The sequence below is a fragment of the Streptomyces hokutonensis genome (genome assembly GCF_000376565.1).
Taxonomy (GTDB): domain Bacteria; phylum Actinomycetota; class Actinomycetes; order Streptomycetales; family Streptomycetaceae; genus Streptomyces; species Streptomyces hokutonensis.
In genome coordinates this window covers 64670-87018 of the sequence record NZ_BARG01000058.1, presented here as the reverse complement: position 1 = coordinate 87018, position 22349 = coordinate 64670, and the positions used below count along the sequence as shown (strand labels likewise).

Annotated in this window: 24 protein-coding genes, 3 tRNA genes and 2 pseudogenes; 22 read left to right on the top strand and 7 right to left on the bottom strand. The window is 65.9% G+C overall.

The window, feature by feature from the left end:
• The first annotated feature begins 1 nt into the window (after position 1).
• The 7 genes from SSP08S_RS35215 to SSP08S_RS35185 all read left to right on the top strand — a co-directional run bounded on the left by SSP08S_RS35215 (position 2) and on the right by SSP08S_RS35185 (position 6860).
• The gene (locus SSP08S_RS35215) at positions 2–1576 is read left to right on the top strand and encodes a complex I subunit 4 family protein (RefSeq protein ID WP_019072341.1); all 1575 of its coding nucleotides are present in this window, start codon (positions 2–4) and stop codon (positions 1574–1576) included.
• Positions 1573–3096: an NADH-quinone oxidoreductase subunit N gene (locus SSP08S_RS35210; RefSeq protein ID WP_019072340.1), complete on the top strand. Its 1524-nt coding sequence runs from the start codon at positions 1573–1575 to the stop codon at positions 3094–3096. Before SSP08S_RS35215 ends, SSP08S_RS35210 begins: the two co-directional genes overlap by 4 nt.
• Positions 3097–3285: 189 nt before the next feature.
• On the top strand, positions 3286–4149 hold the full coding sequence (gene htpX, locus SSP08S_RS35205) for a zinc metalloprotease HtpX (RefSeq protein ID WP_019061147.1): 864 nt from the start codon (positions 3286–3288) through the stop codon (positions 4147–4149).
• A complete protein-coding gene (locus SSP08S_RS35200; RefSeq protein WP_019072339.1) occupies positions 4146–4538 on the top strand; it encodes a YccF domain-containing protein in 393 nt (130 codons plus the stop codon). The genes htpX and SSP08S_RS35200 overlap by 4 nt, the downstream gene beginning before the upstream one ends.
• An 11-nt stretch (positions 4539–4549) precedes the next feature.
• Entirely contained in the window at positions 4550–5719 is a 1170-nt protein-coding gene (locus tag SSP08S_RS35195) for a barstar family protein (RefSeq protein WP_019072338.1), read from the top strand.
• 97 nt (positions 5720–5816) lie between these two features.
• A complete protein-coding gene (locus SSP08S_RS35190; protein WP_019072337.1) occupies positions 5817–6383 on the top strand; it encodes an SMI1/KNR4 family protein in 567 nt (188 codons plus the stop codon).
• A 210-nt stretch (positions 6384–6593) separates the two neighbouring features.
• Positions 6594–6860 carry a GlsB/YeaQ/YmgE family stress response membrane protein gene (locus SSP08S_RS35185; protein WP_019072336.1) on the top strand — a complete coding sequence of 89 codons (267 nt, stop codon included), beginning with the start codon at positions 6594–6596 and terminating at the stop codon, positions 6858–6860.
• A gap of 133 nt (positions 6861–6993) precedes the next feature.
• On the opposite strand, the gene SSP08S_RS35180 is transcribed toward SSP08S_RS35185, so the two are convergent.
• On the bottom strand, positions 6994–7482 hold the full coding sequence (locus SSP08S_RS35180; protein WP_019072335.1) for a YajQ family cyclic di-GMP-binding protein: 489 nt from the start codon (positions 7480–7482) through the stop codon (positions 6994–6996).
• A gap of 234 nt (positions 7483–7716) precedes the next feature.
• On the opposite strand from SSP08S_RS35180, the gene SSP08S_RS35175 reads away from it, so the two are divergent.
• Positions 7717–7798 (top strand) — tRNA-Tyr (locus SSP08S_RS35175).
• Positions 7799–8006: 208 nt separating this feature from the next.
• Here SSP08S_RS35175 and SSP08S_RS35170 read toward each other — a convergent pair.
• Complete coding sequence (locus SSP08S_RS35170; protein ID WP_019072334.1) at positions 8007–8288, bottom strand: hypothetical protein; 282 nt, start codon at positions 8286–8288, stop codon at positions 8007–8009.
• 132 nt (positions 8289–8420) lie between these two features.
• On the opposite strand from SSP08S_RS35170, the gene SSP08S_RS64880 reads away from it, so the two are divergent.
• Complete coding sequence (locus SSP08S_RS64880) at positions 8421–9557, top strand: vWA domain-containing protein (RefSeq protein ID WP_500809285.1); 1137 nt, start codon at positions 8421–8423, stop codon at positions 9555–9557.
• A 50-nt stretch (positions 9558–9607) separates the two neighbouring features.
• On the opposite strand, the pseudogene SSP08S_RS63735 reads toward SSP08S_RS64880, so the two are convergent.
• Positions 9608–9940: pseudogene (locus SSP08S_RS63735) on the bottom strand (site-specific integrase); the annotation flags it as partial.
• Positions 9941–10003: 63 nt separating this feature from the next.
• Here SSP08S_RS63735 and SSP08S_RS64805 point away from each other — a divergent pair.
• A pseudogene (locus SSP08S_RS64805) lies at positions 10004–11091 on the top strand (IS630 family transposase).
• A 91-nt stretch (positions 11092–11182) separates the two neighbouring features.
• Here SSP08S_RS64805 and SSP08S_RS61995 read toward each other — a convergent pair.
• Positions 11183–11380: a hypothetical protein gene (locus tag SSP08S_RS61995; protein ID WP_158697251.1), complete on the bottom strand. Its 198-nt coding sequence runs from the start codon at positions 11378–11380 to the stop codon at positions 11183–11185.
• 546 nt (positions 11381–11926) lie between these two features.
• Here SSP08S_RS61995 and SSP08S_RS61990 point away from each other — a divergent pair.
• From SSP08S_RS61990 to SSP08S_RS35135, 6 genes are all read left to right on the top strand, one after another.
• On the top strand, positions 11927–13324 hold the full coding sequence (locus SSP08S_RS61990; RefSeq protein ID WP_158697250.1) for a nucleoside 2-deoxyribosyltransferase: 1398 nt from the start codon (positions 11927–11929) through the stop codon (positions 13322–13324).
• Positions 13324–14460 (top strand): hypothetical protein, encoded by a 1137-nt coding sequence (locus tag SSP08S_RS61985; protein WP_158697249.1) that lies wholly within the window; start codon positions 13324–13326, stop codon positions 14458–14460. The genes SSP08S_RS61990 and SSP08S_RS61985 overlap by 1 nt, the downstream gene beginning before the upstream one ends.
• Before the next feature lie 99 nt (positions 14461–14559).
• Positions 14560–14859, top strand: a complete 300-nt coding sequence (locus tag SSP08S_RS35145; protein WP_019072330.1) for a hypothetical protein — start codon at positions 14560–14562, stop codon at positions 14857–14859.
• 522 nt (positions 14860–15381) lie between these two features.
• Entirely contained in the window at positions 15382–16059 is a 678-nt protein-coding gene (locus SSP08S_RS64875) for an Rv1352/Rv1906c domain-containing protein (protein ID WP_500809284.1), read from the top strand.
• The gene (locus SSP08S_RS35140) at positions 16011–16823 is read left to right on the top strand and encodes a polysaccharide lyase family 7 protein (RefSeq protein WP_019072329.1); all 813 of its coding nucleotides are present in this window, start codon (positions 16011–16013) and stop codon (positions 16821–16823) included. Before SSP08S_RS64875 ends, SSP08S_RS35140 begins: the two co-directional genes overlap by 49 nt.
• Positions 16824–16870: 47 nt before the next feature.
• Complete coding sequence (locus SSP08S_RS35135) at positions 16871–17083, top strand: hypothetical protein (protein ID WP_019072328.1); 213 nt, start codon at positions 16871–16873, stop codon at positions 17081–17083.
• A 28-nt stretch (positions 17084–17111) separates the two neighbouring features.
• On the opposite strand, the gene SSP08S_RS35130 is transcribed toward SSP08S_RS35135, so the two are convergent.
• Positions 17112–17768, bottom strand: coding sequence for an NAD(P)H-binding protein (locus SSP08S_RS35130; protein ID WP_026179101.1), 657 nt, complete (start codon positions 17766–17768; stop codon positions 17112–17114).
• A gap of 367 nt (positions 17769–18135) precedes the next feature.
• Positions 18136–19413, bottom strand: a complete 1278-nt coding sequence (locus SSP08S_RS35125) for an amidohydrolase family protein (protein WP_019072326.1) — start codon at positions 19411–19413, stop codon at positions 18136–18138.
• Positions 19414–19680: 267 nt separating this feature from the next.
• Between SSP08S_RS35125 and SSP08S_RS35120 the strand changes: the two genes are divergently transcribed.
• From SSP08S_RS35120 to SSP08S_RS35100, 5 genes are all read left to right on the top strand, one after another.
• A tRNA-Thr gene (locus tag SSP08S_RS35120) sits at positions 19681–19753 on the top strand.
• A gap of 46 nt (positions 19754–19799) precedes the next feature.
• Positions 19800–19872, top strand: a tRNA-Met gene (locus SSP08S_RS35115).
• A gap of 88 nt (positions 19873–19960) precedes the next feature.
• Entirely contained in the window at positions 19961–20125 is a 165-nt protein-coding gene (gene rpmG / locus SSP08S_RS35110; protein WP_003948671.1) for a 50S ribosomal protein L33, read from the top strand.
• A 91-nt stretch (positions 20126–20216) separates the two neighbouring features.
• Complete coding sequence (locus tag SSP08S_RS35105) at positions 20217–20669, top strand: MaoC family dehydratase N-terminal domain-containing protein (protein ID WP_019072325.1); 453 nt, start codon at positions 20217–20219, stop codon at positions 20667–20669.
• A 1-nt stretch (position 20670) separates the two neighbouring features.
• Positions 20671–21099 carry a MaoC family dehydratase gene (locus SSP08S_RS35100; RefSeq protein WP_019072324.1) on the top strand — a complete coding sequence of 143 codons (429 nt, stop codon included), beginning with the start codon at positions 20671–20673 and terminating at the stop codon, positions 21097–21099.
• A 79-nt stretch (positions 21100–21178) separates the two neighbouring features.
• Here SSP08S_RS35100 and SSP08S_RS56455 read toward each other — a convergent pair whose 3' ends face one another.
• Entirely contained in the window at positions 21179–21601 is a 423-nt protein-coding gene (locus tag SSP08S_RS56455; RefSeq protein WP_019072323.1) for a hypothetical protein, read from the bottom strand.
• An 83-nt stretch (positions 21602–21684) separates the two neighbouring features.
• On the opposite strand from SSP08S_RS56455, the gene SSP08S_RS35090 reads away from it, so the two are divergent.
• Positions 21685–22257 (top strand): TetR/AcrR family transcriptional regulator, encoded by a 573-nt coding sequence (locus SSP08S_RS35090; protein ID WP_019072322.1) that lies wholly within the window; start codon positions 21685–21687, stop codon positions 22255–22257.
• The last annotated feature ends 92 nt before the right edge of the window (positions 22258–22349 follow it).

Genomic DNA, 22349 nt, shown 5'->3' with positions numbered 1-22349 from the left:
CGTGATCGATATCAACGAGTCCGTGATGCAGGTCCTTCTGGCGTTCGTCGTCGTCGGCCCGCTCCTCGGCGCCGTCGCCGCCCTCCTGCCCGCCCCGCCCGGGCTGAAGGGGAAGTCGCCCGAGCAGGCCGTACTACGCCACGGCGTGACCGTGACCGGCGTGATCCTCGTCGCCGCGATCGTGCTCGCGCTCGGCTTCGACCACGACCATCCGTCGAAGATGCAGGCCACGACCGACATCAGCTGGATCCCCGCACTCGACGTGCGCATCCACCTCGGCATCGACGGCATCTCCCTCCCTCTCCTGGTCCTGACCGCGCTGCTGACCTTCCTCTGCGCGCTCTACTCCTACTTCAAGATGCCCGCGGGCCCGTCCCCGAAGGCCTTCGTCGCCCTGCTGCTCGTCCTGGAGTCCGGCACCCTCGCCACCTTCGCCGTCCTCGACCTGATCCTCTTCTTCCTCGCCTTCGAGACCGTCCTCATCCCGATGTACTTCCTCATCGCCCGCTGGGGCGGTGCCCAACGGACCCGGGCCGCCTGGAAGTTCATCCTCTTCACGCTGCTCGGCTCCGTCGTCATGCTGCTCGGCCTGCTCCTGATCGGAATCAAGGCGGGCACATTCGACATGGTGGCACTCGCCACTGACAACGGCCGGTCGTTGACCACATCCGTGCAGGTCATCGCCGTTCTGGCGGTCGGGATCGGGCTCGCGGTCAAGACGCCGATGTGGCCGCTGCACAGCTGGCTGCCCGACGCCCACACCGCCGCTCCGACCGTCGGCTCGGTCCTGCTGGCCGGTGTGATGCTGAAGATGGGCACGTACGGGTTCGTCCGCATCCTGCTGCCGATCGCCCCCGACGGCATGCACACCTTCGCGCCCTACCTCGCCGCCTTCGCCGTTGTCGGGATCATCTACGGTTCCCTGGCCTGCCTCGCCCTCGCGAAACAGGGCGCGAAGGGCGACCTCAAGCGGCTCATCGCCTACTCCTCCGTCGGCCACATGGGCTTCGTCCTGCTCGGCATCTCGACGATGACCCCGACCGGCGTGAACGGCGCCCTGTTCGCCAACATCGCCCACGGCCTCATCACCGGCCTCCTGTTCTTCCTCGTCGGCGCCCTCAAGGACCGCACGGGCACCACCGACCTGGACACCCTGGCCGAGGAGACCGGCGCGGCCCTCTACGGCAAGGCACCGCGCCTGGGCGGCCTGCTCGCGTTCGCCGCCGTCGCCTCGCTCGGGCTCCCCGGACTCGCCGGATTCTGGGGCGAGATGCTGGCCCTGTTCGGCGCGTTCGAGCCCGCCGCCGACCTCAGCCGCCCCGCGTTCCTCACCTTCATGGCCGTCGCGGCCTTCGGCACCCTGCTGACCGCCGCCTACATGCTCGCCGTGGTCCGCCGCGTCTGCATGGGCGCCGTGGCGCAGGAGGCACCGAAGCTCGCCGACGTCCACACGTACGAGTTCGCGGCCTGGACCCCGCTCGTCGCCCTCACCGTGGCCGCCGGCCTGTGGCCGAAGGCACTCCTCGGCCTGACCGACCCGGCCGTGCAGCAGCTCCTCGCAGGAGGCACCCGATGAGCTCCCTGGCCCAGCCCCTCGCGGAGTCGGTGGTCCAGTCCGTCGACTGGCTGGCGATCGCACCGCCCACCATCACGGCGGTCGTCGGCCTGGTCGTCCTCGTCGCCGATTTGTTCCTCCAGGACGCCAAGAAGGCACTCCTGGGGTGGGTGTCGGTCGCGGGCCTCGCCGCCTCCGCGCTCATGCTGCTGCCCCTCCTGGACGGCGACCGCGCCACCTTCTGCCTCACCGGCGACGCGACCGCCTGCAGCTATACGGCGGACCGCTTCACCCTGGTCATCCAGTTCCTGGTCCTCGGCGGCGCCCTCCTCGCGGCCCTCCTGTCCATCACCACCCTGAAGGACGCCGACAAGGGACTCCCCGAAGGGGAGTACTGGTTCCTGCTGCTGTCCTCCGCCGCGGGCGCCGCCCTCCTGCCCGCCTCCCGCGACCTCGCGACCCTGATCGTCGCCCTGGAGGTCGCCTCCCTGCCCGCCTTCGCCCTCGTCGGCATCCGACACGGCGACAAGAAGTCCGCCGAAGCGGCCCTCAAGTTCTTCCTGTCCTCGGTCACCGCGACCGCGGTCAGCCTGATGGGCGTCAGCTTCGTCTACGCCACCACGGGCACCCTGTACCTCACTGAGATCGCCGACCGGATCCAGCACGTGGACGGCCAGTTCCACACCCTCGCCCAGACCGGCGTCGTCCTCACCCTCATCGGCTTCGCCTTCAAGACGGCCGCCGTCCCCTTCCACTTCTGGGTACCCGACACCTACGTAGGAGCACCGCTCCCGATCGCCGCCTACTTGTCGGTCGTCGGCAAGGCGGTCGGCTTCTCCGGCCTGATCCTCGTCACCGTCGTCGCCTTCCCCTCGTACGCCGACGTGTGGGGCCCGGCGCTCGCCGCACTGGCCGCCCTCACCATGACGGTCGGCAACCTGGGCGCCCTGCGACAGCAGGCCACGCGCGCGTACAGCGCGGTACGGCTGCTCGCCTGGTCCTCCGTCGGCCAGGCCGGCTACCTCCTGGTGCCGATCGCCGCCGCCGCGTACTCCAAGGACGCCCAGAAGTCGATCGGCTCCACCGTCGCCTACGCCCTCATGTACGCCGCGGTGAACCTCGGCGCCTTCGCGGTGGCCGCCCTGGTGGGCCGTAGCAGAGCACTGAACCGCGTCAGCGACTACCGCGGCCTGTACGCGTCGAACCCCCTGGCAGCCCTCCTCCTGGCCTTCTTCCTGCTGTGCCTGGCCGGACTGCCGCCGGGTGTCATCGGGCTCTTCGCCAAGGTCACCGTCTTCTCGGCGGCCGTCGACGCCGGCCTGGGCTGGCTGGCGGTCGTCATGGCCGTCAACGTGGTGATCGCGCTCTTCTACTACCTCCAGTGGACGGCCCTGCTGTTCCGCGCACCCGAGGGAGAGCACGGCAAGCACCGCGTCCCCGCCCCCCTCACCGCAGCTCTCGCGCTCACCGGCGCCCTCGGGATCGCCCTCTCCGGAGCACCCCAACTGGTCCTGCGCTTCGCCGACACCGGACTCTTCTGAGCCACCGGCACATACCACCGTCCTCACCCGGACGGCCCACGCCCGGCGCCGTACGCACAAGGGAACTAGTGGCCCCCGCCTGGCGTTGACCAGTGCGGAAGGGTCCACTGGACGTGGCACCACGACACCAGTGGCATCAGAGATCAGCAAGCAAAGGGTTCCCCTGCTGCACGATTTGGAGGGCGTACCGTGCACCGCCGGCACAACGGGCTCAGGACCGCAGTTCTCCTCGGGGGACTGTCCGCACTCATCATCGTCATCGGCAGCTTCTTCGGCCGCATGGGGCTCGTCGTAGCGGTCGTGATCGCGCTGGGCACGAACGCGTACGCGTACTGGAACAGCGACAAACTGGCGCTACGCGCGATGCGCGCCCGCCCGGTGAGCGAGTTCGAGGCCCCGGCCCTGTACCGGATGGTCCGCGACCTCTCCACCCAGGCCCGCCAGCCCATGCCGCGCCTGTACATCTCACCCACGGAGGCCCCCAACGCCTTCGCGACGGGCCGCAACCCGCGCAACGCCGCCGTGTGCTGCACGGAAGGCATCCTGCGCATCCTGGACGAGCGCGAGCTGCGCGGAGTCATCGGCCACGAACTGAGCCATGTCTACAACCGCGACATCCTGATCTCGTCGGTCGCCGGCGCCCTCGCCTCGGTGATCATGTTCCTGGTCAACTTCGCCTGGCTGATCCCGATCGGCCGCTCGAACGACGACGACGGCCCCGGCATCCTGGGCATGCTGATGATCATGATCCTGGGGCCCCTCGCGGCCAGCCTCATCCAGCTGGCCATCAGCCGCTCCAGGGAGTACGAGGCCGACGCGTCCGGCGCGCAACTGACCGGGGACCCCCTCGCCCTCGCCAGCGCCCTGCGGAAACTCGACGCGGGCACCAAGCAGCTTCCGCTGCCCCCGGAGCCCCGCATCGAGACCGCGAGCCACATGATGATCGCGAACCCCTTCCGCCCGGGCCAGGGACTCTCCAAGATGTTCTCGACACACCCGCCGATGGCGGAGCGCATCGCCCGGCTCGAGAAGATGGCAGGTCGCCCTCAGTGAAAACCATCCTGAACGTCATTTGGCTCGTCCTGAGCGGCTTCTGGCTGTTCCTCGGGTACCTGCTCGCCGGCGCGCTGCTGTGCATCACCATCATCGGCATCCCGTTCGGCATCGCCGCCTTCCGCATCGGCGTCTTCGCCCTGTGGCCCTTCGGGTACACCACGGTCGAGCGCCGCGACGCGGGCGCCGCGTCCTGCGTCGGCAACGTCCTGTGGCTGATCCTCGCGGGCTGGTGGCTGGCCCTCGCGCACATCGTCACCGGCATCGCCATGTGCATCACGATCATCGGGATCCCGTTCGGCATCGCCAACTTCAAGCTGATCCCGGTCTCACTGTTCCCCCTGGGCCGCGAAATCGTGCCCACGGACCAGCCGTTCGCCACCCGCTGACGGGAGCGACCGTGGTGGGGGCGCCGAAGTACGTCCTGCTGTCGTACGACGAAGTCTCCGAAACCGCCGGCGAGCACGGGTACGAGCAGACCTGGGCACTGTGCCTGGACGCCGACGACCTCTTCGCCGACCCGCCCCCACCCGTCCGGGAGACCTACGAACTGCTCGGCTGCGCGCCCGAGGGCGAACTCGCCGCGGCCCTGGCACGCGCGCGTGCCGACGGTTCGGCACCGCTCGGCCTGCTCACCCTGGAGATCCTCGACAAGACCGGCACCGGCGCGGGAATGGAGGGGGACTGGTGGCTGGAGGACGTACGCGTTGTCGGCGACCGGCCCTGCGCGCGTGACCTGTCCCTGAGGGACGTCACCGTCGAGGGGCTGCCGTCCGCCGACAACCCCTACGAGTATCCGCACTGCCCGCCCCTCTCCCCGGGCTACCGGCTGCTGGGCCCGGACGGCGAACCCTGGGGCGCCTGCCGGGACTTGGCCCATCCGCAGGAGGACCGGCCCGAACCGCTCGACCCTCCCGTGCGCCTCCTGGGCTGTTCCCCGCGCGGCGCGCTGCGGGCGGCCATGGACAGCGGGGACGAGGACCTCGGCCACGCCAAGGTGCTGCGCATCGACTCCAAGGGCCGGCCCCTCCAGCCCGCCACCGAGGGCGAGTTGCGGGCCTGGATCCCGTCCGCGCGCGGCCCCGGCCTGGTCGACCTCACCCTCGACCCCTGGGCGGAACGGCCACCCCTCGCGGCCCGGGCGGTGTGGGACCTGTGGGGAGATGGGCGCCCCTCTGAGTCCGGCCGCTGGGCCGATTGTGACGCGGACGGCCGCCGGTTCTGGCTCGACACCGCGCTGGCGAACCACCCCCACGGCGCCCCGGACCGACCGCCGGGCACCACCTACCACCTCGACGGCAGGCACATCACCGACCCGCCGGGCTTCTTCTGCGCTCTCGGCGAGGCGGTCAACGGCCCTGGGGGATACTTCGGCTGGGGCGTCGACGCCCTGGACGACTGCCTGTGCGGTCGCTGGGGAGCGGCCCCGCACTTCACCCTCGTCTGGCACGACGCGACCGTCGCCCGTGCCTGCCTCGGCCTCACCCCGCACACCGGCCCACGCTCACCGACGTTCGAGGAACTGCTCGCCCTCCTCGCCGAGAGGCACGTCGACGTCCGTCTGGCCTGACCGTTCGTCACCGGCCCCCCGACGAGCCGGTTTTCCATAACCGCCGGGTTGTCCACAGGCCGGCCCGATTGTCAGTGGCGCGTTGCACTATGAAGCCATGACCGAGAACGAGCAGCGACTGCTGACCCGGGTGGCCGCCGAGGCCCGCAACACCCTCCCGTGGGGCTGGACTTCGGTCCCCGCCCCGGTGGACGAGGCCACGGTGACCCGCGCCGAGGCCGCCCTCGGCTTCAGCCTGCCCCCACTGCTCGCGGCGCTCTACTCGCGCATAGGAGACGGTGGATTCGGCCCGGAGTACGGCCTGTTGCCCCTGCTCGACAGCCCGCCCGCCGGCGAGCCCGCCGCCGTCACGCAGTACCTCGCCAACCGTGAGAGCGGACGCAAGGACCCCGACTGGCCCTGGCCCGAGGGCGTCCTGCCGATATCCCACTGGGGCTGCGCGATGTACGCGTGCGTGGACTGCCGCACCCCGCAGGCCACCGTGCTGCTCTACGAGCCGAACGCGGACGAGGCGGACCACGCGTGGTACGTGGACGCGCCCAGCCTCGCCGACTGGCTCCAGGGCTGGCTCGACGGCACGGGGTGGTACGTCGACGCCAACATCGGCATCGAGCCAGAGCCGTGGGCCGACTTCCGTATACGCACGGCGACGCAGGCATCCTGACCGACTCCGGGCACGGCCGGCCGTCCGGACCCGCACGGCACCACCCCGCCGATGCCTGCAACCACCACACGCATCCGTGGCGTCCTGTTCATCGACACGGCGCAACATGCAGCGACAGGCCGTGCGCAGGACCTACGAACACAGCCTGTCCGGGCGGAATTCACAGCTCCGGATCAGCGCAAGCACAGTGTGAAAGGGCAGGTTCACGGCATGGGCATCATCAGCTGGATCATCCTGGGACTGTTGGCCGGAGCCATCGCCAAATTCCTGCTGCCGGGCCGCGACCCGGGCGGCTTCATCGGTACGACCGTCATCGGCATCGCCGGCGCGTTCCTCGGCGGCTGGATATCGGCCCGCTGGCTGGACCACCCGGTCGCCAAGAACTTCTACGACGGCGCCACCTGGGCCTCGGCGATAGGCGGCGCCCTCGTCCTCCTGATCGCGTACCGCATCTTCTTCGGCAACTCGCGCAACTAGGGCTTGTCCGGCGGACAGGCCCTGGTGCCCCCGTACCGCAGCCAGCAGAAGAGAAGGGTGGGTGCCGACGGGCACCCACCCTTCCTCGTACCGCACCGCGTACCGCTGCGCGCCGGGCGCGCGAGGCCTGGTTCTACCGGTAGTTGACGAACTGCAGCGCGAAGTCGAAGTCCTTGCCCTTGAGCAGGGCCTGCACGGCCTGGAGGTCGTCGCGGCTCTTCGAGCTGACCCGCAGCTCGTCGCCCTGCACCTGGGCCTTCACGCCCTTGGGGCCCTCGTCACGAATGATCTTCGCCACTTTCTTCGCGTTGTCCTGGGAGATGCCCTCCTCGATGGACGCGAAGATCTTGTACTCCTTGCCGGAGAGCTGAGGCTCACCGGCGTCCAGCGCCTTCAGCGAGATGCCGCGCTTGACCAGCTTGGACTGGAAGACGTCGAGCACCGCCTTCACCCGCTCCTCGGAGTTCGCCTCCATAAGGATCTTCTCGGCGGACCAGGAGATCGAGGCACCCACGCCCTTGAAGTCGTAGCGCTGCGAGATCTCCTTGGCGGCCTGGTTGAGGGCGTTGTCGACCTCCTGCCGCTCGACCTTCGAGACGATGTCGAAACTGGAGTCGGCCATGTCCTGTGGCTCCTTGTATCGGGGTGCGTATCGATGCGTGTCACTGCGTATCGGCGTGCGTGGGGACGGCCGCCGAGCCCGGTGTTGGTGCCGGGCCGCATCCGTATAAGCCTAGCCATCCCCTCCCCTCCGGGCGCCGATCTATCGGGTGGCGAAGCACCCCTGGGCATCGGGTATCGTTTACGTCGTTGCCACGGAGCACCGCTGAGAAGCGGTTCGAGAGGCAGCATCCCCGGCGGTGTGCCCGAGTGGCCAAAGGGAGCAGACTGTAAATCTGCCGGCTCAGCCTACCCAGGTTCGAACCCTGGCGCCGCCACACGGGAACTAAGGGTCCTGTGACCTGCTGTTTTAGCAGGTCACAGGACCCTTAGTCTTGCCCTGTAGAGATGGGTGAGCTGTCTCACCCTGTCCCGCGTTCGAACGCCCTGTTTCGGACTCTGTGGACGAGGCGTGGACGGAGGGCTGAGCGGCTTAAGGCCCCTGACGCCCACCGCCGTAGAGCTGTGACGGTCCTGAAGCGACTTTTAAGCGGACGCCACCTCGCTTGTTGTGTCGTCTGCGCGCTGCTCATCGCAAGCGGCGACTTCGGGGACTCGGACCAGAGAGGGCTCCGCTAGCTTTTCGTCGCCTCGCGGGTTTCGGACATCCAGCCGGAACCAGGCAAAGAGGATGCCGGCGACGAACTCCCCGACGATGATGATCGTCGATGCGCTCACGTTCCCGCATACGACCAGGATTACGGACGCGCTGACAATTACGATCAGTGCGAGTAGGTCAATGAAGTCCGAGCGATTTGGCGTACGCATCTGTGCTCCCTGGTGAGTTGGCGGCGGTCGGCGGACCGTTGTGAGTCACCAGTTTTGGGGAGCCGCAGATACTACGGACGGGCGTCGACGTCTGTAGATGTTGTCGGATAGATCTCCCCAGGACCGGATGTTATGCCATTATTTCTGGACGCTTCTGGATGGTTTTGGATGAGGAGACGGAGCGTGGGCAGTGCTGGGGAACTTAAGCGCCCATCGGTGACGGGCCCCTTGAAGGAGCTGAACGATGCCCTGCACTCCCTGCATTTGAGTGCAGGGAGGCCTTCGCTGAGCGAGATGGAGCGCGAGACCGAGGGAACGATCTCGCGCAGTCGGCTGCACGACGCGTTCACCGCGCCGAAGCTTCCTAGGTGGTTAGTGGTTGACGCGCTGGTCGAAATACTCGCGTCCAGGGCGCGCGGCACGGATCCTCAGACGGAGCTAGATCGCTTCCACCAACTATGGCAGCGAGCTGCGCTGGCCGGGATCGGGTCCCCTCCGGCGCTCCAGTCATCCAGTCGTGGCGCTGAGGGTTTGTCGGATGTGCAACAGCCCGCAGTCCCCCCGGGGGTTGATTATTGGGCGGCGCGGGACTCGGAGGCATTTTTTTATCCGTGCTTGCCTGTGTATTTGGTTCTCGATACCTCTTACTCCATGGTTTCGGTCACGTCGGAGCTCAATGAAGATCTCCATCGGCTAGTTGAGTATATGAAAAATCGGGGACTGGTTGCTGGCTTAGTGTCCTTTTCGATCATCAGCTTTGGCTCGGATACGCACGTTGTTCAGCCGCTTCTTGAAGTTCCTAACATAGACAGGATGTCAATGTTGGAACCCAACGGGACAACGAATACTGCAAAGATGTTTCGGGTACTGCGATCGCAGTTGAAAGCAGATTTCGCCATAACTCCGAGGGGTCGACGCTGGTTGCGCCCTCTGGTTTTTATAATTACGGACGGGGTCCCGGCAGATGAGGGTTGGGAGGATTCTTTTTCGGATCTAGTCGAGACTTCTAACCCGCTGAGTCCGCATGTTATTGCGTTTGGCATTGGTGGCGTGAGCGGGCAAGTCATCCGGAAGATGAGTACCCTGGCCGCGTACCTTGCGACAGAGGGTTCCGGATTGCGAAATTCCCTTGGGTCTGCCTTTAATTGCATCGCATCAATAATTGATTTGACCGCCACGGAACGAGGTAACCCTCACTTGCCACAACAATTGCATGGGTTTGAGTGGATTCCCCCCGGATCGCCTGACATCTATATCGATATCGTGTAAAGAGATGCGAGGGGAATCGGATTCAAGGCGGCAGAGTGCCGCTCTGGCGCTTACGAATCCCCAGCGAGACGGGCAGAGATCTTGGCATTGGCCGTGTCGTCGCCGTCCTTGAGGAACTTGGCGTAGACCCGGAAGAGCACCCCACACTGTGGCCAGCGCGCTCGGCAACGAGCTGAGGCTCTACGCCTGAGCTGAGCCAAGTGGACACCGCAGCGTGGCGAAGATCATAAGGACGCTTGGCCAACACGGACTCGAACTCGGCTGTGGTCAGGGCCCGGGTGCGAGCCTTCTGCCCAGACCTCGCCATAGCCCGTGTCCTGGACCAGCCCACCGCGCATTGTCTGGAACACCCGTCCGTCGGTGGCCGTGCCGTAGGCGGTGACTGAGCCTGAACTCGGGTTGTCGTAGCTGCTGACAGGGCTTGATCGTCGCGGTGCGCCGGTGTCATGAGGTATGCGCAGGGCGGGAGCGTGAGCGATGGGCGTCGGCAGTTCCGCGAAGAGGTCCGGATGGTGGCGGCCGAGCGGTTTGCCGTGGGCGAGCCGAGTTCGGTGATCGCGAAGGAGTTACGGGTCAGCGTCCGGTCGGTGCAGCGGTGGCGGCGGGCCTGGGACAGGGGCGGTCCGCGGGCTTTGCGTTCGGCGGGTTCGGCCTCGCCGCCACGGTTGAGTGAGGTCCAGTTCGCCTAGTTGGAACGGGAGTTGACCAAGGGGCCAGTCGCGCACGGCTGGCCGGATCAGCGATGGACGCTGTCGAGGATCAAGACCGTGATCGGGCGGCGCTTCCACAAGAGCTACACCCTGCAGGGCGTACGCAAACTGCTGATCCGGCACGGGTTCTCCTGCCAGGTGCCGGCCAGGCGGGCCGTCGAACGTGATGAGGAGAAGGTCACCGGCTGGGTGAAGGAGACCTGGCCGCAGGTGGAAGGACCGCGGCGGCGCTCGATGCATGGATCGTCTTCGAGGACGAGTCCGGCTTCTCGATGACGCCGCCGATCGCCCGCACTTGGGCCCGACGCGGACACACGCCCGTGATCCGGGTCCGTGGACACTCCCGCCGTCGCATCTCGATTGCCGCCCTGACCTGCTACAAGCCGGGGGAACGGTCCCGGCTTATCTACCGGCCGCGCCGTGACAACGGCCGGCGCGACGGACGCAAGAGCTTCGCCTGGACCGACTACCGCGACCTGCTCATCACCGCCCACCAGCAGCTTGGTGGCCCGATCGTGCTGGTCTGGGACAACCTCAACGTCCATCTCGCCGCCGGGATGCGGCAGTTCATCGCCGGACGGGACTGGCTCACCGTCTACCAACTGCCGTCCTACGCACCGGACCTCAACCCGGTCGAGGGCATCTGGTCACTGCTACGGCGTGGATGGCTGTCCAACACCGCCTTCACCACGCCCGAACACCTCTTCAAGACCGTCCGGCACGGCCTCCGCACCATCCAGCACCGCACCCACCTCATCGACGGATGCCTCACCGGAACCGGGTTATCCCTCACACCGACGACAACCCGAGTTCAAGCTCAGTAACAGTGTTTCTATGAAGCTCAGCAGCATGACATAGGTAAGGGCACCTCTCATGCACTCGTGAGAGGTGCCCTTACCTATGTCCAGATTTTTTCTACACCGGACCGTGAATTTTCTCAGTTTCCCAGTTATCCTGGCCAGTGCGCTTGACCCTCCAGCCATCCACGTGCTCGTAAGGGTTAGACCTGCTCGTGTGTGAGTGGATGATCTGACCGTCGTTCTGCATCGTGACCTCATCACCGATGGAGAGTCCGAGCTGTTTTGCGGCGTCGATCGCTTGCTGCTTGTTCACGCAATGCCCCCTCTGAAGGCTCAGATGAGCCTGGTTGCCCACAGCGTCTTGGCGCGTACGTTCTGCCAGCCTGCAGGCGATGATATATCATGATCTTCTTCCTCGCGTCATTACTCTCATTACCGGCGAAGATCTTTTATTTTGACGGGCGCACATCACCCAGAAGTTGCACAGCCAGACGATGGTGCGGTCGACCTCGTAGCGGAATACGCCTAGACCGGAGCCGTGGGGGTGGCCTCGTTCAGCGACGGCCGGGCGGATACCTCGGGCCGGCAGACAGAGCAGGTGTGGGGTCGTAACTGTGGTCTGCGGGGATCGGTTCGGCCGACGACGCCGATCGCCCCCCAAACCTTGTCCAGCAAAGGGCGCAACTAAGCGACGTCGTTGTGGCTATCGCTGGTCAGCGACAGCGCGGGTGTTGCTGGCTCTGAAGTAGGCCAAGCCTGGGATACCCGGTCGGCGGCAAGTCTCGATGAAGGGGCACTGGGTGAATCACTGTCGGCCTTTCCCTGTTGCGCAGTGCAGTTGTGTCGCTACAGTATCGTCATGGTGTCTCGCCGATACTTTGCAGTGGGTACGCGTCCGACGGTTACCCCCAGCGATCCGGCGCGCATTGTTGCCCGTGAGACGGTTCGCCTGCTTGGCAGTCAACATTCCGACGGCACATGGGGTGGACCAGATGGTCTTGATCGCCTAATCACGACCTGCCACGTGAGTATGACTTTGATGGCCGTCGGAGTCGCACCGGATTCGGAAATTTTGGCCCGCCCATTAAGATATCTCGCCGACCTTGACACGGAACGACATACAACATTCTATTGGCGTAGCGGGCCATTGCTAAACGTTCACGGATATGAGCGTACAGTCCAAAGCGATATTGAACATATAGCGCGTTTTAAGTATCGCGCCGGTGGGAATCCCAATTATCCCGCACCGTTTTTCCTGTTGAAGTTGATCCGGTTCGCCGAAGATCTATCGACTCCTATCGAAATAGGTGAAGTCGTCGATTGGATTATGCATGAATGGGACGGTCGTACATGCTGGTACGACCGAACTTCAATAACTTCCATGGGATTGGCGTTGATGGCGGACCTCGATTCGGTTCCTGCTGAAATAGCCGAACGGGCCTGCGAGTATCTGCTTGAAAATTTCAACACAAATGGAGGTAGAGGGAAATTTAGCGACAATATTGTCGATGACGCATTCACCGTTTACAATCTTTTCGAGCGGTATGACGTGCTTAAGGAAGCAATCCCGCCTCAGTTGTGGTCGGCATTAGGGGAATGCGCGAAAGGTTTCGTTTCGGCTCTCGATTCCTTCACCCCTACGCCGCCGCCATTTGGTGGTTCTGTTGATAGCCAAGAGTACGCCACTTCCGTGCTGTCGCGTGCAATAATGGCTCACCGCTTGGCTGAAGATGGTAGCGCATTCGAGGCGGAACTCGCAGTCGCTCTGACAAATGAGAGTTTGTCGAAAGAGCGTCGGGTGCGTAACCTGACGACGACAAGAAATCCGTTCTGGGGTGAGCCTCGAATTCGTCCGGGCGGTTTCTGTTTCGTATTGATGCCGTTTTCTCCCCAGCGTCGGACAGAGATATACGAAGATTACATAGTTGCGCCGTTGCGTGAGCAGTGCGGCATTTCCTGCAGGAGGGCAGATGACATATATGCATCGAGTCGTATTATGGAAGATGTTTGGGATGGTATAAATGCTGCAGATTTCATAATTGCCGACCTCAGTGGGCGAAATGCAAACGTATTCTATGAGCTCGGCCTTGCGCATGCCGTTGGGAAACCGGTAGTACTCGTGGCTGAGGACTCCAGGGACGTTCCCTTCGACCTGCAAGGCGTTCGTACGATCATATACGGGGACTCGCCCCGTACATGGCAAATACTATCGAAGCAAATTGTTGCCTATGCCCATCCAATCGTCAGGGAACTGTGATGAAATCTCTTTTTCCCCATCTTGACCTGCCGCATGAGGTGCATGAGCTGCGCAATTACTTGGCGGCCGGGGCGGGCGTGGCATTCCATGCGGATGCCGATGGATTCTTTGCTGCTTACCTCGCCAGTTTGGTAGCTGACGAAGCACCAGGGTCTATGTATCAAGTGTTTACTGAAAATCTTGATCTGGTAGGCCTGGGGAAGTGGGTGCGAGAAAACAGCCTTAAGCGCTTGGCTACCTTTGATATCAATGTGCTTAGTGCAACGTCCGCCCTGGAAAAGTTGGCAGAATCACTTTCGGTAGGCCTCCGTGTATATGATGACCATAAAGGGTTGAGTTCGGTGCTGCCAACGAATGTGGAAATCGTTGAGCTCCTGCCTTTAGATTCGCCTAGCATTCCGGAAATTCGCCCGGCGTCTCTATTCTGCTTTGAACTGCTTCAGCAGTCTGCAGCGCCAGGGGCCCGACGTGAATTTATCGAATTTGTGGCCCTCGCAGCTGCTTACGGCGAAGGGGTGGCGCGTACTTTTGCCAAGATCCTGCCTCGCCTCCCGAATGACCTCAACTCGCTAGCGCGAACTGTTGGTCGAGGGATTAATGCCTACTATACGGATTCATCTCTCCAGGGTGATGATATGACGTTGATGAGGCAGATGCAGTTCCTTTCTGATTCATGGCTCAATGAAGTGGATACGCATCGAGATTTGCGTAATCATGTTCGAGGCAGTGATATATTCACCACAATCGCCGAGGCTGAGAATGTCGTCTCGTCTCTCGTTGAGGATATTGCTCGGCATGCGGCTGTCGAGGATCCGTGGTTCCACACAAAGGAATTCCCTGTATACCTTGTCCGGGTAGAGGCGCCACGTAGAGTTGTTCATTTGGCTGCATCAGCAACTCGAACCAAGGTTGATCAAGGAGTAGTGGTGTCTTGCCAAGAAACCCGAGTGGGAGTTGGCCTTGAGTTGCGCCGAGCGCGCACGCTGCACACCCCCGACCTGGCAGCTCTGTTGCTCAGATTGGACCCGAGCTGGTTCATCAGTCGTGGTGGTCATCCAATGGCTGCCGGTGCCACCGTTAAGCTGGGTGCCGAGGAGGCCGTTCTTCATGGGATTAAACGCCTACTCAGGGCCTAGCCTCGGGCCCCGCAGATGATCTGTACGGGTTATGCCTGCGCCCGGAGAGCTGAGGTGACGTGCGCTGATCTCAGCGCGAACGGCTGAGATGATGTGAGCATGTCGACGCCCGGAATGCCTCTCTCGGCTGCACTCATCCCCGACTGCACCGAACCGGAAGCTCACCGCGCTGCCTACAAAAGAGCCAAGACCAACGATGCGATCTTCGTGTGCATCGCTCGTCAGGGCCGGCGGTGGAAGGTAGAGCTTGACGCCATGTCCTGCGGCGGGCCAGCCATCCCGGACGAGGCAGCGACGGTCCTGCAGTCCGCGGCTGAAGCGCTGGTACTCGCGGACACGGTGACGCAGGCCAACATTGCGCCTGAATACATCTCCATGTGGGCGATCGAGAGCGAGTAGAGGGCGCGCGAGATCGCGGCTGCGTTCCATGCTGTTCTGCATGGTTTCCGACAGCTATACATCGCCGTCCCGAGCCGGCGCCGAAGGCCCTAGCAGGTGGCATGTGGACGAGGCGTGGACGTCTCGGGTCGAGTTCCGTCTTGGCTCAGTCATCTGTGCAGGTCAGACTGGTTCAGGGGGAGCGCTCTTGAGGGGACTGTAAATCTGCCGGCTCAGCCTACCCAGGTTCGAACCCTGGCGCCGCCACATGTAGGTAGACCCCCTCCGATCTGCGGGAACGCAGATCGGAGGGGGTCTTTTCCTGTCCGGGGCGATCTTTTCGCAAGGGGTCGAAACCAGGTGACCGGTCTCACTCTGTGACGCACGGACCCCTGGCTGATCAGGTCTTCCGGATCGTACGCAGCCCAGGTCGAGGGGCCGACCTGTTGCGAGGACCAGCTCTGTTCGTCATCTGCGCGGCGGTGCGTCCGAGGCTCATCCGGACGAGATGCGGAAGGCGTTGGGCAGGCGCACGCCGAGGGCATGACGGCCGGTGCTCCATCAGGGCCCCCGGAAGGACCGCTGCGGCAGGACGGGCGGCAGAACAGCGCCTCTCCTCGACCTCGGTGGGGGAGGTTGAGCAGAGGCGTCCTGACGCACATCGCGGCCATCGTGATCGGCTTCGCGATCGGAGCCGTCGCCGGCCATGCGGGCGCCGGCGGCTCGACGGACGCTCCGGCGACGCCGAAGGTCACCGTCACGGCGACCTCCGCCGCGACAGAAACCTCGTCGACCGACAGCTCCCGCACTGCCCAGAAGGCGCGTTCCGGCGAGGTTCCGGGGGACGGTACGTACGTGGTCGGCAAGGACATCAAACCTGGCACGTACCGTACGGACGGCCCGCAGGGCGGGCTCGTCACCAACTGCTACTGGGCTCGACCGAGCAGTACTTCCGGCGACTTGCGGGACATCATCGCCGACGGAAACACCATGGGGCAGACGACGTCGGCCTCCCCTCGGAGCCCCCGTCGTTCTGGTATGGACCAAAGTCTTGACGTGACCGTGCCACAGCCCTACTGTCGCGGCATCGCGTTCATGTTGAAACACAAAGTTCATCTATGTGAACGTGCATCGCCAACCGAGTCCATCGAGCAGACAGGAAGGCACCCCCCATGCGCATGCGTACGCTGCTCACCTCCCTGGCCACCGTCACCGCAGTGACCGGTGGACTGGCCCTCACCGCTCCGGCCGCTTCGGGCAGTACCAACGTCACCGGTGCCGTCGCCGCACCCCTCGCCGACCCGACCGTCGCGCCCGGCGGGAACTTCGACCTGGGGGTGTGGCAGCTCCAGGAGCCGGTGGGTTCCCCGGGCTCGCCCACGACCATCTCGTCGGCCCGGCTCCAAGGGGCCAACGGCTTCCAGGACTCGTACTTCTACACGGACACCCGTGACGGCGCGATGACCTTCTGGGCGCCGGAGAAGGGCGTCACCACGCCCAACTCCAACTACGCCCGCTCCGAACTGCGGGAGATGAACCGCAGCGGCAGCGCCGCCAACTGGTCGCTCAGCGGCACGCACACGATGAAGGCGACGCTACGGGTCGTCTCCGTCACGTCGAACGTCTGCGTGGGGCAGATCCACCTCGGCACGGGCGGCACGTCCACCAAGCCGCTGCTGGAGCTCTACTACCGGTCGAGCGGCGACATCGTCCTCGGCACGGAGAACTCGCCCGACGGCGGCCAGACGCTGCACACCGTCGGCAACGTGGCGGTCGGCAAGACCTGGAACTACACGATCGGCGTCTCGGGCGGCAACACCATCAATCTGACGGTCAACGGGAGCACCACGCACTACGCCATCCCGTCGTCCTTCAACGCCTACAAGCAGTACTTCAAGGCCGGTTCGTACAACCAGTCGTCCTCCGACAGCACCACCAAGGGCGCCCGGGTCGCCTTCTACGGACTCACCGTCTCCCACAGCTGAGCGAGCCTCGACGGCCGACGGAGCCTGCGGCGGGGCAGACTGATCCCATGTCGTCACGCCGCAGGAGTTGCCCCGAGTGCCGTCGCGAGATCGCCGTCGTCGCCGGACGGTTCGCGCGTCACGACCCGCCCGGCGCACGCGAGAGCGGCGAGCTCGTGTCGTGCCCCGGCTCGCGCCGACAGGCGGAACTCGGGGCGGCCCAGCCCGCGTTGGACGGTTACACGGTGCCGGACTTCCCGGGCCAGATGCCGCTGTTCTAGGCAGTGGGAGAACGTCCGGCGGACAAGCTCAGTTCCCCGCCACCGACTTCACCGCCACCGACACCGGCGCCGATCCACCGATCAGCTCAAGCGTCAGGCCCGCCGTCGCCGGCGTCTCCACCAACTCCGCGAGTACGGCGGCCACATCGTCGCGCGGGATCGAACCGAGCCCCGTGTGGGCCTCCAGGCGGACCAGGCCCCTGCCGGCGTCGTTCGTGAGTGAACCGGGGCGCAGAATCGTCCAGTCCAGGGCGTCCAGTCCGCGTACATACGCGTCGGCCTCGCCCTTGGCCCGCAGATACACGTCGAACACGCCGTCCCCGGAGTGCGCGGGATCCGCGCCCATCGAGGACACGACGACATGTCGTCGTACGCCCGCCAGGACCGCCGCGTCGGCGAACAGCACCGCCGAACCCCGGTCCACCGTGTCCTTCCGGGCCGTACCACTGCCGGGGCCCGCGCCCGCCGCGAAGACCGCCGCGTCCGCGCCCCGCAGCAGCGCCGCTACCTCCTCGACCGAGGCCGACTCCAGGTCGAGCACGAGCGGTTCGGCGCCGGCCGCCCGTAGATCGTCGCTCTGTCCGGCGTTGCGGATGATGCCCGCGACCTCTTCACCACGCGCGGCGAGCAGGCGCTCCAGCCGCAGCGCGATCTGACCATGACCTCCAGCGATGACAATGCGCATGCCTTCGACCGTACGCCCGGACGGCCGCACGCGCCGCATGACTTCAGCCGCGTCCCAGCAGCACACCTCCGTGCCGCACGCGCCGGGCGCGCGAGCAGGGATGCACCCGGGTCTTCGCGCCCCAGGCGTACGCCCCGAGCGGCAGCGGGTCGCACCAAGCGGCTCACGCACCGCGCCCAACCCCCGCTTCCGGTCCCGTCGAGCGGCTCACGGACCGTGCCCCGCCTCTGTCTTGGGTCACTCGAGCGGCTCACAGACCGCGCCCTGCGGCCGCCTCGGGTCAGGTCGAGCAGCTCAGACACCTCGCCCGCCCGCGACTCGGCTCACGTCGAGCAGCTCAGGCGCCGCGCCCCGCCTCAGACCCGGCTCACGACACCTCGCCCCGCCCCTGCCGCGGCAGCCCCAACTCCGCGCCCGCCGCCGTGTTGCAGTACTCCCGCACCGCGCTCGTCCGTGCAACCACGCGCCCCCGGTGCACCACGATCCGGCTGTACGCCAGCGAGAGCGCGCCCGCGAGCCGGTCGCCGCGCACCGCGAGCAGTTCGGCCGGAAAACCCGCCTCGACCCGCACCTCGGGCAGACCGAGCGCGGCCCGTGCCGACGAACTCACCGTGTCGTAGGCGTCCTCGGGCCGCATCCCGTGCCGCGAGGCCAGCAGGTACGCCGCCTCCAAGGGGTCACCGCGGCCCACCGGGTTGGACACGTCGCGCAGGGCGCCGCTGCCCGCGGCCACCTGGACGCCGGCCGTGCGCAGCAGTCGTACGGGAGCCGTGCCCCGCCGGTCGACGCCGCCGCAGCCGCCCTGCGGCAGGCACACCACCGTCACGCCCGCGGCGGCCAGTTGGTCCGCGATCCGGGTGACCGTGTCCGCGGGCAGCCGCCCCAGGCCGCCGCACGGGCCGAGCGTCACCCCGGGCCGCATCCCGCCCGCGACGGCCGCCAGCCGGGCCAGGCGGGTCGGGTCGGCGGCGTCCGTGTGCAGGTCGACCGGACAGCCGTGCTCGGACGCGACCTCAAGGAGCGCCTCCACATAACCCGTCGGATCGGGGTCCAGATCTGGACAACCGCCCACTACGGAGGCACCCATTTTCAGCGCGTCCCGCAGCATCGCGAGCCCGTCCGCCCCCGCCACCCCGGTCAGCAGCCGGGGCATCGCCACCGCCGTCAACTCCGCCAGCCCGCGCAGGGCCCGCCGTGCCTGCAGTACGGCCGCCAGCGCGCCCAGCCCCTGGACGTCCCCCACGCGCACGTGTGCACGCTGCGCCGTCGCCCCGTGGCCGAGCTGCAGCAACGCGGCCTCCGTGGCCCGGCGCTGGACGTCCTGGGGGTCGTAGGAGACGGGTCCGCCGTTCTCGGCCGACAGCGCGGTGTCGCTGTGCGCGTGCGGCTCGGCCGGGGCCGGGAGGAGGAGGTAGCCGCTGAGGTCCACGCGCGCGCCGCACGCGCGCGTGGCCTCCGTCGCCAGGCTGCCCGCCGTGCCGACCGCCTCGATGCGCCCGCCGCCCAGCCGTACGTCCACGGTCCTGCCGTCGGTCAGCCGGGCCCCGCTCAGCAGGAGCGCGGCCGGGTCGACCGGTCCCGACGAGCCGGAGGAACCCGACGGACCCGACGACGAATGGGACGGCTGGGGCTGGCTGTCGGGCATCGCGCTCCAGGGGCTCAGGGCTTCGCGGGCTCGGCTTCGGGGCTCAAGGCGGGGGGCTGCGCAAAGGGGCGCAAGATCACGCAGAGTGAGTCGAGCCTAGGGCGGTGATCCGCTCGCGGGGCGGAGGAGCGCAATAGTCGTACCGGTGTGGTCCGCCGTGCTGGAGGGGCCCGAGAGGCCTTCGGGAGGGCCGCGGAAGGGGCTGGAGCGGTGCCACGAAACGGATTTGGGTGAACGGCGGCGGAGCGTGTAATGTCTTCATCGCTCGCCCCAATAGCTCAGTCGGTAGAGCGTCTCCATGGTAAGGAGAAGGTCTGCGGTTCGATTCCGCATTGGGGCTCTGGTGTGAGAGGTTCCTGCCGCAAGGTGGGAACCGATCCCATCACAGCGGTGTAGCTCAGTCGGTAGAGCAAGCGGCTCATAATCGCTGTGTCACCGGTTCAAGTCCGGTCACCGCTACTGACAGTAGCCGATTGCGGGGTCGGTCCTTCGATCGGCTACTCTGTTATGCGTTCATAGTCCCATCCGTTCGTCAAGGAGCACTCCTGTGGCTGCCACCGACGTCCGCCCGAAGATCACGCTGGCCTGCGTGGAGTGCAAGGAGCGGAACTACATCACCAAGAAGAACCGGCGTAACAACCCGGACCGACTGGAGATGAAGAAGCACTGCCCGCGTTGCAATGCGCACACCGCGCACCGCGAAACGCGATAAATACAGGCTCGTACACGAGGCCGTCCCCGCACGTTGGGGGCGGCCTCGTGTCGTTATTCAGCAGAGCAGACACATCAGGAGGTGCCGAGGCATGGCGCTCGACCAGTCCTTCGTGGGGCGGACCTACCCGCCCACCGACCCCTACGAGGTGGGCCGGGAGAAGATCCGTGAGTTCGCGGAGGCGGTGGGGGACGCCAACCCGGCATACACGGACCCGGAGGCCGCCAAGGCGCTCGGACACTCCGATGTGATCGCCCCGCCCACCTTCGTCTTCTCCATCACCTTCAAGGCCGCGGGACAGGTCGTCCAGGACCCGCAACTCGGCCTCGACTACAGCCGCGTGGTGCACGGCGACCAGAAGTTCGTCTACGTCCGCCCCGTGCGCGCCGGCGACCGTCTCACGGTCACCTCCACGATCGAGACGATCAAGTCGATGGCGGGCAACGACATCCTGGACGTCCGCGGAGAGGTCCACGACGAGGCGGGCGAACACGTCGTGACCGCCTGGACCAAGCTCGTGGCCCGCGCGGCGGAGGAGAGCTGACATGACGGCGAAGATCGCGTACGACGACATCGAGATCGGCACCGAGCTGCCGGCCCAGACCTTCCCCGTGACCCGCGCCGCTCTCGTCCAGTACGCGGGCGCCTCCGGGGACTTCAACCCGATCCACTGGAACGAGAAGTTCGCCAAGGAGGTCGGGCTCCCGGACGTCATCGCGCACGGCATGTTCACCATGGCCGAGGCGATCCGCGTGGTCACCGACTGGGCCGGCGACCCGGGCGCGGTCGTCGAGTACGGCGTCCGCTTCACCAAGCCCGTCGTCGTCCCGAACGACGACCAGGGCGCGACCGTAGAGGTCAGCGCCAAGGTCGCGGCCAAGCTCGACGACAACACGGTCCGCGTGGACCTCGTGGCGACCAGCGCCGGCCAGAAGGTGCTCGGCATGTCACGAGCCGTCGTACGACTGGCGTGAACTTGAGCTGAGGTAAGGGGCGTCCGCCATTGTGGGCGCCCCTTACCCGCAGACCGGCGGCCCCTGCACCCGCCGTCGGTCAGTGAGCTCCGCCTCCGACTTCCCGGACCCATACGGGAAATGGCACGCCATCCGGCTCGGGCATGTCCGTGGCGAGGAAGGCCTCGACGATGGGCGCGAGGTCGTACGAGGGCCGGTAGCTCCCGCCGAACGGCAATTCGGTCACCGGCAGTGACGCCGTCGAGCAACGGAGGTGGCCCGACTGTGTGTCGTGCCACACGTAGAACGTCGCGACTCCCGGGAAGCCCAGTTCGCGGATCCGGGACCGGAGGGCTTCGGCGGTGCGCTCGAAGGCGGTCACCACGGCGGCGACGGAGGGGGCGCGCCCGTCGTCCGGCTCCGGGCCCAGGCGCCAGGTGTTGGCGTCCACCTCCGCACTCCGGTCGGCCGGGTTCAATATGAGGGGTTCGTCCGCGAGCTCCGCGATCCAGGTCAGCAGCACGGGAGCAGTATCCCGGCCGCTGCCCGGAACTCCGCCGGACCCACCCCTTGACCAAGTTAGTGATTGAGTACTAACTTTCTCGCATGGTCAGGATGAGCGCAGAGGAGAGGCGCGAGAGCGTCGTCCGCGCGGCGATCGCCGAGTTCGCGAAGCGGGGGTACTACGGCACCTCCACGGAGGCGATCGCCAAGCGGGTCGGTGTCTCGCAGCCGTATCTCTTCCGGCTCTTCCCGGGCAAGAAGGCGATGTTCGCGGCGGCCGCGCTCAGGTGTGTCGAGGACGTGTGCCAGGTCATGGAGGAGTCGTCCAAGGGGCTGGAGGGCGAGGAGGCCGTGCACGCCATGGCCGACGCCTACGTGCGGCTCATCACGGAGTATCCCGAGAAGCTCCAGATGCAGATGCAGACCTACATCACGGTGGCCGCCGCCGAGGCGGAGGGCGACCACGAGTTCGGCGAGGCCGTACGCAAGGGCTGGCTGAGGCTCTGGGACATCGTGCATCTGGCCATGGGGGCGGACGTGAACGACACCGCGACCTTCATGGCACACGGAATGCTGATCAACACCCTTGCGGCCATGGGTTTCCCGCCCGAGCACAGGGTCTGGGAGGGGATGTACCCGGAGGCCCGTGTCACCGGTCGGCTGGAGAAGTCGTAGCGGCGGGCGAGAGGCGGATTTCTGCGCCTTTTCATGACCATCAAAGTTAGTCATCAATAACTAATCACCAGTAGTGATCACCCACTGGGGGA